The 9,184-nt window shown below is 65.0% G+C and carries 18 protein-coding genes; 5 read left to right on the top strand and 13 right to left on the bottom strand.

The window, feature by feature from the left end:
- Positions 1–123: 123 nt before the first annotated feature.
- Positions 124–918, top strand: a complete 795-nt coding sequence (locus tag ACTT2I_RS05280) for a hypothetical protein (protein ID WP_443096805.1) — start codon at positions 124–126, stop codon at positions 916–918.
- On the opposite strand, the gene ACTT2I_RS05275 is transcribed toward ACTT2I_RS05280, so the two are convergent.
- From ACTT2I_RS05275 to ACTT2I_RS05220, 12 genes are all read right to left on the bottom strand, one after another.
- Positions 836–1,264 (bottom strand): hypothetical protein, encoded by a 429-nt coding sequence (locus tag ACTT2I_RS05275; RefSeq protein ID WP_443096804.1) that lies wholly within the window; start codon positions 1,262–1,264, stop codon positions 836–838. The genes ACTT2I_RS05280 and ACTT2I_RS05275 overlap by 83 nt on opposite strands.
- Entirely contained in the window at positions 1,254–1,670 is a 417-nt protein-coding gene (locus ACTT2I_RS05270) for a hypothetical protein (RefSeq protein ID WP_443096803.1), read from the bottom strand. Before ACTT2I_RS05270 ends, ACTT2I_RS05275 begins: the two co-directional genes overlap by 11 nt.
- On the bottom strand, positions 1,663–1,935 hold the full coding sequence (locus ACTT2I_RS05265; RefSeq protein WP_443096802.1) for a hypothetical protein: 273 nt from the start codon (positions 1,933–1,935) through the stop codon (positions 1,663–1,665). Before ACTT2I_RS05265 ends, ACTT2I_RS05270 begins: the two co-directional genes overlap by 8 nt.
- A complete protein-coding gene (locus tag ACTT2I_RS05260) occupies positions 1,932–2,432 on the bottom strand; it encodes a hypothetical protein (protein ID WP_443096801.1) in 501 nt (166 codons plus the stop codon). The genes ACTT2I_RS05265 and ACTT2I_RS05260 overlap by 4 nt, the downstream gene beginning before the upstream one ends.
- Positions 2,429–2,797, bottom strand: coding sequence for a Ref family recombination enhancement nuclease (locus ACTT2I_RS05255; RefSeq protein ID WP_443096800.1), 369 nt, complete (start codon positions 2,795–2,797; stop codon positions 2,429–2,431). Before ACTT2I_RS05255 ends, ACTT2I_RS05260 begins: the two co-directional genes overlap by 4 nt.
- The gene (locus tag ACTT2I_RS05250; RefSeq protein WP_443096799.1) at positions 2,797–3,030 is read right to left on the bottom strand and encodes a hypothetical protein; all 234 of its coding nucleotides are present in this window, start codon (positions 3,028–3,030) and stop codon (positions 2,797–2,799) included. The genes ACTT2I_RS05255 and ACTT2I_RS05250 overlap by 1 nt, the downstream gene beginning before the upstream one ends.
- A gap of 130 nt (positions 3,031–3,160) precedes the next feature.
- On the bottom strand, positions 3,161–4,075 hold the full coding sequence (locus ACTT2I_RS05245; RefSeq protein WP_443096798.1) for a DHHA1 domain-containing protein: 915 nt from the start codon (positions 4,073–4,075) through the stop codon (positions 3,161–3,163).
- Positions 4,072–4,320 (bottom strand): hypothetical protein, encoded by a 249-nt coding sequence (locus ACTT2I_RS05240; RefSeq protein ID WP_421099640.1) that lies wholly within the window; start codon positions 4,318–4,320, stop codon positions 4,072–4,074. Before ACTT2I_RS05240 ends, ACTT2I_RS05245 begins: the two co-directional genes overlap by 4 nt.
- A complete protein-coding gene (locus ACTT2I_RS05235; protein ID WP_421099641.1) occupies positions 4,320–4,973 on the bottom strand; it encodes a hypothetical protein in 654 nt (217 codons plus the stop codon). Before ACTT2I_RS05235 ends, ACTT2I_RS05240 begins: the two co-directional genes overlap by 1 nt.
- Positions 4,963–5,850, bottom strand: a complete 888-nt coding sequence (locus ACTT2I_RS05230; RefSeq protein WP_421099642.1) for a helix-turn-helix domain-containing protein — start codon at positions 5,848–5,850, stop codon at positions 4,963–4,965. Before ACTT2I_RS05230 ends, ACTT2I_RS05235 begins: the two co-directional genes overlap by 11 nt.
- A 3-nt stretch (positions 5,851–5,853) precedes the next feature.
- Positions 5,854–6,165, bottom strand: coding sequence for a winged helix-turn-helix domain-containing protein (locus ACTT2I_RS05225; protein WP_421099643.1), 312 nt, complete (start codon positions 6,163–6,165; stop codon positions 5,854–5,856).
- Positions 6,162–6,704, bottom strand: coding sequence for a hypothetical protein (locus ACTT2I_RS05220; RefSeq protein WP_421099644.1), 543 nt, complete (start codon positions 6,702–6,704; stop codon positions 6,162–6,164). The genes ACTT2I_RS05225 and ACTT2I_RS05220 overlap by 4 nt, the downstream gene beginning before the upstream one ends.
- 156 nt (positions 6,705–6,860) lie before the next feature.
- On the opposite strand from ACTT2I_RS05220, the gene ACTT2I_RS05215 reads away from it, so the two are divergent.
- Positions 6,861–7,139, top strand: a complete 279-nt coding sequence (locus ACTT2I_RS05215) for a hypothetical protein (protein WP_443096797.1) — start codon at positions 6,861–6,863, stop codon at positions 7,137–7,139.
- Between the two features lie 92 nt (positions 7,140–7,231).
- Here ACTT2I_RS05215 and ACTT2I_RS05210 read toward each other — a convergent pair whose 3' ends face one another.
- Positions 7,232–7,714 (bottom strand): transcriptional regulator, encoded by a 483-nt coding sequence (locus tag ACTT2I_RS05210; RefSeq protein WP_421099647.1) that lies wholly within the window; start codon positions 7,712–7,714, stop codon positions 7,232–7,234.
- Between the two features lie 178 nt (positions 7,715–7,892).
- Between ACTT2I_RS05210 and ACTT2I_RS05205 the strand changes: the two genes are divergently transcribed.
- From ACTT2I_RS05205 to ACTT2I_RS05195, 3 genes are read left to right on the top strand one after another with little or no spacing between them, the layout of a single operon-like run.
- A complete protein-coding gene (locus tag ACTT2I_RS05205; protein WP_421099648.1) occupies positions 7,893–8,327 on the top strand; it encodes a hypothetical protein in 435 nt (144 codons plus the stop codon).
- Positions 8,284–8,604 (top strand): hypothetical protein, encoded by a 321-nt coding sequence (locus tag ACTT2I_RS05200; RefSeq protein ID WP_421099649.1) that lies wholly within the window; start codon positions 8,284–8,286, stop codon positions 8,602–8,604. The genes ACTT2I_RS05205 and ACTT2I_RS05200 overlap by 44 nt, the downstream gene beginning before the upstream one ends.
- A 13-nt stretch (positions 8,605–8,617) precedes the next feature.
- On the top strand, positions 8,618–9,058 hold the full coding sequence (locus ACTT2I_RS05195; RefSeq protein WP_421099650.1) for a hypothetical protein: 441 nt from the start codon (positions 8,618–8,620) through the stop codon (positions 9,056–9,058).
- Positions 9,059–9,184: the final 126 nt, after the last annotated feature.

Genomic DNA, 9,184 nt, shown 5'->3' with positions numbered 1-9,184 from the left:
AGCGGGCAAAGAAAAAGCCCCCGGCGGGAACCGGAGGCTTCTATGTCATCGTGACTGAAACTCTAGGCTAGAGGTGTGCACCTGTCAACCACTATGCTTCCTGGGTCAACAAGGAAGGCAAACATGCAGAGCGACCGTATCGAGAAGACTGTCTGGGCAATAGCAGGTGCTGCGGCCGGGACACTACTGACCATTTTTCTTGCAGCCCCATGGCTGACGCCTCTAGCAGACAGCGTCGTGAACGCCATTGCGGCCGTGAGCACTGCCGTTGCGGCGGTCGGCGGCGCTTACCTATTGTGGAAGTATCAGGTGCACGCGCGCGAGCAACGACTCAAATGCAGCATTGCCACTGTCTTCGATGCATTGTTGGAAGACATGAACATGGCGCGCCTGACCTTGAGTGACCAGGGCGCAAAGGAGCTGTTGCTGGCGCAGGACGTAACCACTATGAGCCTGGAAAGGTACATTGAAATTACCCGTCCGTTCCGCCTCCACTATCTTTCACATACTGCGCAGATGGCGATTGATCTGATCAATAGCATTCAGGATGCGGTTGCCGGCCTGGCTACAAAGGATGTAGAGATATTTCTGGAGCTTTACCAGATGGCGAAGGAGACCGTGAGGCGCATGCCGGGATTTGAAGATGAGTTGAATAAGTCCACAAATCAAAGTCTCTCAAGGTCCTCCCTACACGTATTTGACCATGCCGTCGGCGCGCTGGCTCATCAGTTGAATCGCCTCGATGGAGGTAACCGTAACGACAGTATGTATCTCGAACAGAAGCCATCCTTCGATGCCGTTAAAAAGAGATCGGCCGAGCTTTATTCAACTGTTTTTACGCAGCAAGCGCCCATCCCTCCAGCCTTCCGCGCACCCGTTGAAAGCCCAACTCAACCAAGCCCAGATAATGCCTATTAGATACAGGCCGTTCACCGCAGTTCACCATCAGCAGAATAGCCGTCTCGAAACGCTCGATCTTCCGGCGCCCCACTCCACAGTGGTACGCACGTAGCGCGCACGCCATAGCAACATTGTCGCCGGCGATGCTGGCGACAATGTCTTCGATCATCTGGGCACGGCTGTCAGACTCCAGCGGCTTGTAGCCCTGCGCCCTGCCGGGCATGTCCCCCTTGTGCTCGATCAGCACCTGCAGCACGTTCTTCGACTGGTGGCCCAAGTAGTCGCAGTCCCGATGCAACGCATACTCCCTGCCCCAATGCTCCAGCTCCGCGCGGACGTAGGCCCCAAACGTATCAACCTGCATTGCCCTGCTCCTGTCGCTGTTGGGCGGCCGCTTCCGGCCCGCCCGTGATCCGCACCACCACCTGCCCGCCCTTCCTGCGCTCTTCGTGCACCATCGGGTGGCTGATGAAACGCTTGTCGTCGATGCCCAGCACCTGGGCGATGCCGTCGCGGTACGCCTTGAACCGCAGCAGCAGGTTGTCGTCGTCGGGGAGCACCTTGCGCGGCGCCTGGTAAAAATTGATCCACAGGTGCAGCCGGCCCTCCGGCAGCCAGGCGTCGCGCCAGCCAGCCTCGAAGGCCAAGACCACGGCAGTCTGCCGGGCTGCCTTTGTAGCTTTGGAGCGATCGCGCCAATGGACCCGCGCGTTCGGCGACAGGTCCTTGCTCGGCCAGGGCAGCACGAGCTCCAGCGCGCGCTCAGCCACCCGGCACCTCCGGGCGAGCGGCGAGCATGGCGCGGTAGGAGTACACCGGGTCCGGCGCATCGTCTGCAGAGCCATACTTCCACGCCTCCGCGATCATCGCCTCAGTCGGCTCCACCGGCACCAGCACGTAGCCCTCGGGCGGCGTGAGCGCGGCGGCCACAGCCTTCAGTGCTCGCTCGTAGACTTGCAGCGGCTGAGTGCGCGGTGTGTGCCCTTCCATTGCCTTGAGCATCAGCTCTTCAGCTCGCTTCTCGATATCGATCATGCCGCACGCTCCATTTGCTCCCAGTGCGCCGTCAGGCGATGCACCCGGCCGCCCCGCGCCAGGAATTGCTCAACCGTCTCGCACACCTGATGCTGGGGCGCAGTCGCTGGCACCGGCATGTTGGCCGCCCGAAGGCTCACCCGCGCGGCACGGACCCGGCTGGACTTGTTCGGCGACACCGGGGCACCACGGGCGCGGCGCTTCCGGTCATCCCGGGCCAGGCGCGCTTCCGCCTTCCGGCGCGCCCGCTCGCCCTCTTCCAGCGTCGGCCGCCGCATGCCCTTCCCGCTGACCCGATACGCCCTGCCGCTGGCGGTCTCGGTGCGCTCTAGGAAGCCACACAGGTAGCCGCAGCGAACTGCCTCGGCCAGCCTGCGGCGCTCATCACCAGGCGCCACGCCGAAAATCGCGCTGATGGTGGGCATGGTGAAGAGCTTTCCGGCAGGCTGATCGGCGAACCAATCGCGGACGGACGCTGGGGTGATGTCGGTATTCATGCTGCTTCCCTCAGTTGGTTGACCACCGTCTGCTGCTCGATCAGCTCGTCGTCGGTCCCGTAGGTCTCGTGGAAGGTCCGCGAGCCGTCCATCAGGCTCGGGCCGTAGGTCTCGCGCATCTCGCCGAACGTCTTGCCCTGCATCGGGTGACGGCGGTGGTGCCACACGCACAGGGCGTACCCGAACGCGTGCCCGCGGCGCTTGTTCCCGCTCTTGGCGTGGTTGTAGTCGCAGCCGTAGACCGTCTTGCCGGGCGCGAGCAGGCCCTGGGCCACCAGCGAGAGGCACGCCATGCACGGCCCCACCTTGGCGGCCTCGATGCGGGCGCCCTCGGCTTGCGTCGGTGGTGGAGCGCTGGACCACATCAGCGCGCACCCGCCCGGCGCTTCTCGTCGCGGTCGGCGAGGCGCCACCCGTGCTGCCAGGCCAGCGCCTTCTCGCCCAGCGGCTGCACCTTGCGCGGCTCCAGCTCGTCTTGGGTGTCCACCCACACCATGTGCGGGTTGGTGCTCAGGCCGGCGCCGTCCAACCGGGCCGAGTACCCGGCGTTGATCTGGGCGGCGTACTTGCTGCGGGTGCTGAAGGCGGTGAAGTCCATCAGGCAGTCCTCCTGAGCAGCACCAGGCTGGACCCCACGAGCACGCCGGCCCAGCTGGGTTCGCCCATCCCCAAAACGGCCAGGAACCCGACAACGAACAGCACGGCATCCCACGATGACCTCTTCATCCTCAGGCCCTCGCAAGTTCGTGGTCGCGCGGCACCGTGAACCCTGCAGCGCGCGCATGCCCGCCGCCGCCGTACAGCTTGGCGACCTCGCTCACGTCCACGCCCTGGTCGGTCGAGCGCAGGCTGAAGACCCGGCCGCCGTCCTTGTCGTAGTAACAGGCCGCGAACGGCTTGCCCTTCGCCATCAGGTGCCCGGCGTCGCTGGCCAGGGTGTAAGGCAGGCTCGCCACCGGCACGTCGTAGTGCCCGATCACCATCTGCCGCTTGGCCACCTTCACCAACTCGGCCACGTCCTTGTGGTGCTTGCGCTCGATCGCCACGCCCTGGGCGCGCAGCGTCTCCATAGGCGTCTCCATCAGCAGGTCCCACACGTCGAACTCGTAGGGGTAGCTGAAGACCGCGGCCTGTATCTCGCGCGTGCCGGGCAGCGCGAAGCGCCACAGGTCACGGTCTTCCACGTGGTCGATCAACTCCGGACGTGGCACCCCGGGGTGGAAGAAGTCCCACGCGATACCTGCACCGCTGCGGTCCATGTCGAACAGTGCGTAGATCATCGCCTTCTGGATGCCCTCGCCCTTGTCCTGCTCCACCCAGCCTCGGAAGAGGCTCCAGGTCGCGCAGCCATAAATGCGAACAACCGTCAGCTGGTGGTCTGCTGTCCTGGGATTGGCCGGCAGCTCAGCCTCGGCGCTCTTGTGGTGGTCCAGTACCAGGATCGACCGGGCGACCAGCTGCAGGGCCAGCATCACGTGCGGCGGATAGCAGAAGTCCACCAGCACCAAGTCGCGCCCGTCGGCTCGCGGCGGCGGCGCCCCATGCACAGCGGCGTAGAACTCGCAATCCATCGCCTGACGGACGGCCCATGCCGCGGTGAACCCGTCGGCGCAGTTGGCGTGGTAGATGACCAGTGGTTTCATCGGGCTGTTGCTCCTTTGGATTTGCGGGTGCGGCGGCGGGCCGCGCGTTGTGCGTTGCGGGCGATGGCTTCAAGCCGTTCCGCCTCCGCGATGTAGTGGTCGTGCCGGTCCTGCCTCACCGAGGCACTGAACTGGTACTGCTTCAGCGCTTCGTCCGCAGATTCGCGGTAGCGCCTTGCCAGCTTCTTCCCCGCCAGGCGCGGATCGTGATCGAAGATGTCGAGCTGGTTGTTGTCCGAGCGCATCAGGCGGCCAGCTCCCGTGCCAGTTCCTCCAGACGCGCCAAGATCTTCGCGTTGGCGCCCGGGGAGGCCTCGACCTTCCCAGCCAACAGGGCCACCGGGTTGAAGGCCGGCGTCGCCGCGGTCAGCTGCAGGTGGTCCCTCACCTGGTCGTGCGCCAGCAGCCCCTTGCTCACCGCATCCGTGAGAGCCGCGTTGCGGCTGGTGAGGTCGAACCCCAGCGACGGGGTGTAGCTGGCCGGCAGGCGTGCAGCGCGCGCATCCTTCAGCAGACGGCCGTAGGTCTCAAGGAACGCGGGCCGGGCGGCGATCTTGTCGCCGGCCTGCACCAACGGCAGCGCGGTGTTCCATGCCTGCTGGGTGAGCGTCGTCCAGACCACGGTGTTGCGCTCGTCGGCCGCCTGGATGGCCACGGCCCATGCTTCGTTCGGGGCCGGGTGGCCGTCGTCGATGCGCTCCAACACTGCGGCGAGGGACAGCCGACCCTTCAGTTCCCGGCGGCACCCGGCCAGCGCGCGCTCCAGCAACGCCATCGAGTAGCAGGACAGGTCCTGCACCATGTAGGCCGCCGCAGTCGGGCGCAGCTGGTCACCAATCACCTCGGCCGTGGCCATCAGGCCCTTGACCAGGTCTTCCTGCTCGCGGTCAGACAGCATTGGCCGGCCTCCGGCTGCGCAGAAGCTCAATCGCTTCATCGGCGGCGCTCAGGTTCGACTGGGTCTGGTCCGTGTGCCGGGCGCTGGTCTCGGTGACCTGGCGGTTCGTCGCCCACTGCGTCCGGTATGCCTCGGCCCCGGCCAGCAGCACGCCCAGGTCGTGCATCCGCTTCACGGCGTACTGCTCGTTGACGCTCAGGAACCAGCCGGCCACCTGCGGCGCCTCTTCCCGGCCCAGCCGCTTCACCAGGTCCCGCACGTTCGTGTTGACCTTGGCATTGCGCACCGGGTCCACGCCGTGCCGCAGGCGGTAGGCCGTGCGGTAGGCAGCCCACGTCTGCTTGCAGGCCTCCTGCATCTGCGCTTCAAGGTCCGCCTTCGACAGCGGCGCGGCCAGCGCCGGAACTTGCGGTTCTTCTGACGGTTCAATGGGGGTTATATGACGGTTAGGCGGCACGGGGCGCACCTCCAGACCTGCGCCCCCTGCCTCACCCCCTGCACCGGGCGCATCCCCGGGTGCAGCGGGCGCACCCCCTGCATGGGGCGCAGCCCCTGCGCCCGGTGCAGTACCCGATTTCTTGGTCTTGCGCTTCGCCTTTGTGCCAGCCGCCGAAGCGTCAAACTTGGCCGGAGTCACCGAGTACACGTTGCTGCTGTTGAAGCGCCGCTCACGGCTCAGCAGCCCCACGGCTTCCAGGTGATCCATGGCGGTGCGGACTGCCCGCTCAGACATGCAGCAGCGCTTTGCGATCGTGCCGATCGCCGGCCAGCAAACGCCGTCGTCGTTGGCCTGATCGGCCAGGGAGATGAGTACAGCCTTCTGGGTGACGCTCAGGCTCTGCAGCGGCCAGCACTGGCTCATGATGATCGTGGACATGGTTCAGACCGCCAAGGTGTAGTTGTCGCCGGGGGCCACTGGCCACCAGGTGCATGCGCTGCGGCCGCTGACGGCGCACGGCTTCTTCGGGCCACGCCATGCGCGGCCGTCTTCCAGCAGCTCCGGCAGGCGGCGCGCGAGCATGTAGCGGTCGTGGCCGGTGGCCTTGGCCAGTTCCATGCTCGTCAGGCCGGGATGCGCCTTGATCGCGCTGGCAGCCCGGTCCTGCTGGGCGGCCTGCAGGCCGCTCGACACCACGTGCGCGGCAGCCTCATGGCTGGTGCTGATGTCGGTTGAACGGGCCAGATGGCTCATCGAGTCGCCCTCTTCGGCTGCTTGCCCTTCGCCGCAGCGCGCGCCACGTTCCGCTCCAGACGGTGCGCCATGGTCCGCAGCGCGCGGGCTTCGCTGACCATCAGCTCGGCTTCGTCGCTGTCGATGCAGCGGTCCGCCATCGCCTCAACGGCCGTGCCGGTCAGCCGGCCAACGCGGGTGGTGATGTCCAGCAGCTTCAGCTGCAGCGCGCCAATCTCGTCGGACCAGCCGCCCTCCGGCGGAGGCGGCACCACGTCCACGGCCATGCCGAAGCGGCCGGCCAGCGCCTGCATCCACTCCAGCGCGTACTCGCTGCCGCCGGCCTTCTCCTGCATCCACTCGGTCAGCAGCTCCGCGATCTCGATCGATACCGACTCACCCTCCAGGCCGCGCAGCTTCGCGCGCAGCGTCTCCGGGTGCATCGTCTTGCCGCGGCGATCAGCCAGGAACGCGGCCGCGTCGGCCACGCCGCCGGGCGTCTTGCGCACGGAGTTGTAGAGGACGTCGATCCAGTTGAGGGCGGAGGTACGGCAGGTCATGGGTTCACCTTGGGTGGACTGGTGTTTCAAGGTTTCGGGGCTGGCCCGGGTGGCGCAGGATTCGCGCCATGGACAACAACTACTCAGGGAAGAAAGGCGTCGCCCGCCTTGCGTTACGCTGGATGTGCGAACAACACAGCCCGCAAGGAGGGCGACATGGAAGAAGCAGAAAAGCGGTGGGTAGAGGGTGTCCAGGAGACGCTCAGCGATCTGCAGGCGGCGCGAATCGCACAGGCGACGTTGATCGAGGCAATGGTCATTTCGCACCCGAATCCGCGGGGTCTTCGGGAGGCGTGGGACCGCTTGGCTGCAGCCCGCATCGCGGACACGGCGGGCAAGAAGGCGTACTCGGACCACGCGAAGCGGACGAACGAGGATTTGCTGTATTACTTCCAGAATTGGACGCAAAAGTTGGAGGGCTATCACCCTCGATAGCCCGAATCTCTGAGGGGCTGAGCACGCCGGGCGGTGCCTGGAACAACTCAGGCACCAGCCAGCGGCGGAGCATCGAACGAAGCTTGCTCACGTCAGGCCGCCTCCACGTTGATGATTCGGTCAGCGTCCGGGTCGCTCGGCGCCTCTTGGGCGACCGGCTCCTGTTCCTGCACGCCCAGCAGCCTCAGCACCTGCGGCAGCGCCGGGACGCTCTGCTCTTCCGGCCAGGCTTCGACCTGCTCAACCGGCAGCCTCAGCAGCTTCGCCAGCGCGGCGTCGGTCTTGAAACCGAACTTCGCCCGCAGCGCGCGCTTGCTCATCCGGCTGTCGACCAATGGGCCGATCACAGCCCGCGACGCGTCCTCATTCGCAGACGGGCCCGGTCCGAAGACGCTGGCGTTGAGCCGATGCCGGGATACCCCGGATGCCCTCTCGATCGGCAGCACGTGATGAGCAGCCACGGGCCGGCGGCCCTTGGACCACTGAGAAACCAGTCCACGAGAGACGTTGAGCAGACGGGACATCGCCCCCTGCCCCCCCACAGCTTTGATCGCTTCGTTGATCGGAGTGTCCATATGAGGAAATTAGCACCGCTATCTATAGTTGTAAATAGCACTGCTGATCGCCGTGCCGCTACGACCCCAATAGCATTGCTATATGCCTAGGCCAGCCAACCCCAAAACCCCTGAAGGGGCCGCCATCACTACAGCCATCACGGCGTGTGGGGTCACCCAGGCGTACCTGGCCGACCAGATGGATGTCACACCCGGCTTCATCTCCCAGTTCGCGAGCGGCCATCGCCCCATTCCATGGGACAAGGCTGAGCTTCTCGCTGCGTTGCTCAACACCGCGCCGGAGCAGATCAGCGTCGAATACGCACGCCTGAAGGAGCACTTCGCGACGTCTCAGGCACAGCGACTCGATGAAGCTATCGTCCGCACAGCCATCGGTATCGCCAAGAAGGCAACCGGACTGGCAACCGGCGAGAAGCTGGTGATCGACGATGCGCCTGAAATTTTTGCACAGGCGCTTCGCGTGGCAATGGCATCGGACAAGAGAAACACGGGGGGTGTGGATGGATCTGGATCAGGAGATGGACAAGCTGGCGCAGCTGATCGCTTTGCGCGCACAGCGAAAGATGGGCATGAAGCCAAGCCTGCAACTGGTCGGCGACGCAAAGCTGGCTGAGGCGCCCTCCCCTACAGCTATTCTCGAAGCGGCTCAGACCCGGATGGATGTGCTGGTCCGCGAGTCGCACTGCAGGATGATCAGGCACTTCCGGCGCCGCTGGGGCGTTCCCATGCAGGAAATCATTGACCATGCGTGCTTCGGGCTGGCGGGAATTGAGCAGCTCGACGATCAGGGGTTGCTGCAGCTTCACATGGACCTGGAGCGTGCGCAGGAATGCATGCGTGACGGGGTGTCATTCGAAGACGCGGGGCTTCTCAAGTCCCGGTATGGATAAGGATTCACGAAGAATGCGTATCGCCGCCGTCATCCTCTGCGCCTTCGCTCTGACCGGTTGCATGCCAACGAAGCAGGCGCCGACAAGCCAGGTTGTCCCCGCCCCCGCTGATCGGGTTTTCCCGATCGATGCGCAATCCGGTCCCACCGGCACCATCACCATTACGCGCGACGTCGGTTTCATCGGCGGCGGCTGCTACTTGGGCGTGATGATTGACGGCAAGATCGCCGCGCACCTCGATCGTGCCGAGCGTGTCACCTTCGAACTCGCTGCAACGCGCCACGTCCTGACAGCGACGTGGATCAAGGGCCGCGGCCTGTGTGGAGCGATGTCGGAAAAGAGCATGGCCGCGCGCCGCCGTTCCACTGAAATCATGGTGGGTCCGGGCGCCGTTCAGCACTACCGCCTTTACACGAGCGCCGAGGAATACCCGGTCATAGAGCCAGCGCTCTGACCTGACGACGTTAAATGAACGGATTTCAAGCCGTTAAGGAATAGCCGCGAAGGTAAATAGCAAAGCTGTTCCATCCTGTAGATAGCAGTGCTATTGTTATTTCCGTCGCCCCAGTAGCAGCCCATC

Source organism: Stenotrophomonas sp. PUT21, from assembly GCF_052232875.1.
Classification (GTDB): domain Bacteria; phylum Pseudomonadota; class Gammaproteobacteria; order Xanthomonadales; family Xanthomonadaceae; genus Stenotrophomonas; species Stenotrophomonas maltophilia_N.
The sequence above is the reverse complement of the archived record's forward strand: the minus strand, read 5'-3'. Positions and strand labels throughout refer to the sequence as shown.

What these genes read in the sequence shown, in the direction of transcription:
- ACTT2I_RS05215 (WP_443096797.1), top strand. Translation starts at nt 6,861, where the DNA reads ATGGAAGAAGCAGAAAAGCGGTGGGTAGAGGGTGTCCAGGAGACGCTC.
- ACTT2I_RS05225 (WP_421099643.1), bottom strand. Translation starts at nt 6,165, where the DNA reads ATGAGCCATCTGGCCCGTTCAACCGACATCAGCACCAGCCATGAGGCT.
- ACTT2I_RS05210 (WP_421099647.1), bottom strand. Translation starts at nt 7,714, where the DNA reads ATGGACACTCCGATCAACGAAGCGATCAAAGCTGTGGGGGGGCAGGGG.
- ACTT2I_RS05280 (WP_443096805.1), top strand. Translation starts at nt 124, where the DNA reads ATGCAGAGCGACCGTATCGAGAAGACTGTCTGGGCAATAGCAGGTGCT.
- ACTT2I_RS05275 (WP_443096804.1), bottom strand. Translation starts at nt 1,264, where the DNA reads ATGCAGGTTGATACGTTTGGGGCCTACGTCCGCGCGGAGCTGGAGCAT.
- ACTT2I_RS05200 (WP_421099649.1), top strand. Translation starts at nt 8,284, where the DNA reads ATGAAGCCAAGCCTGCAACTGGTCGGCGACGCAAAGCTGGCTGAGGCG.
- ACTT2I_RS05250 (WP_443096799.1), bottom strand. Translation starts at nt 3,030, where the DNA reads ATGGACTTCACCGCCTTCAGCACCCGCAGCAAGTACGCCGCCCAGATC.
- ACTT2I_RS05240 (WP_421099640.1), bottom strand. Translation starts at nt 4,320, where the DNA reads ATGCGCTCGGACAACAACCAGCTCGACATCTTCGATCACGATCCGCGC.
- ACTT2I_RS05195 (WP_421099650.1), top strand. Translation starts at nt 8,618, where the DNA reads ATGCGTATCGCCGCCGTCATCCTCTGCGCCTTCGCTCTGACCGGTTGC.
- ACTT2I_RS05245 (WP_443096798.1), bottom strand. Translation starts at nt 4,075, where the DNA reads ATGAAACCACTGGTCATCTACCACGCCAACTGCGCCGACGGGTTCACC.
- ACTT2I_RS05205 (WP_421099648.1), top strand. Translation starts at nt 7,893, where the DNA reads ATGGATGTCACACCCGGCTTCATCTCCCAGTTCGCGAGCGGCCATCGC.
- ACTT2I_RS05220 (WP_421099644.1), bottom strand. Translation starts at nt 6,704, where the DNA reads ATGACCTGCCGTACCTCCGCCCTCAACTGGATCGACGTCCTCTACAAC.
- ACTT2I_RS05230 (WP_421099642.1), bottom strand. Translation starts at nt 5,850, where the DNA reads ATGTCCACGATCATCATGAGCCAGTGCTGGCCGCTGCAGAGCCTGAGC.
- ACTT2I_RS05235 (WP_421099641.1), bottom strand. Translation starts at nt 4,973, where the DNA reads ATGCTGTCTGACCGCGAGCAGGAAGACCTGGTCAAGGGCCTGATGGCC.
- ACTT2I_RS05255 (WP_443096800.1), bottom strand. Translation starts at nt 2,797, where the DNA reads ATGTGGTCCAGCGCTCCACCACCGACGCAAGCCGAGGGCGCCCGCATC.
- ACTT2I_RS05265 (WP_443096802.1), bottom strand. Translation starts at nt 1,935, where the DNA reads ATGATCGATATCGAGAAGCGAGCTGAAGAGCTGATGCTCAAGGCAATG.
- ACTT2I_RS05260 (WP_443096801.1), bottom strand. Translation starts at nt 2,432, where the DNA reads ATGAATACCGACATCACCCCAGCGTCCGTCCGCGATTGGTTCGCCGAT.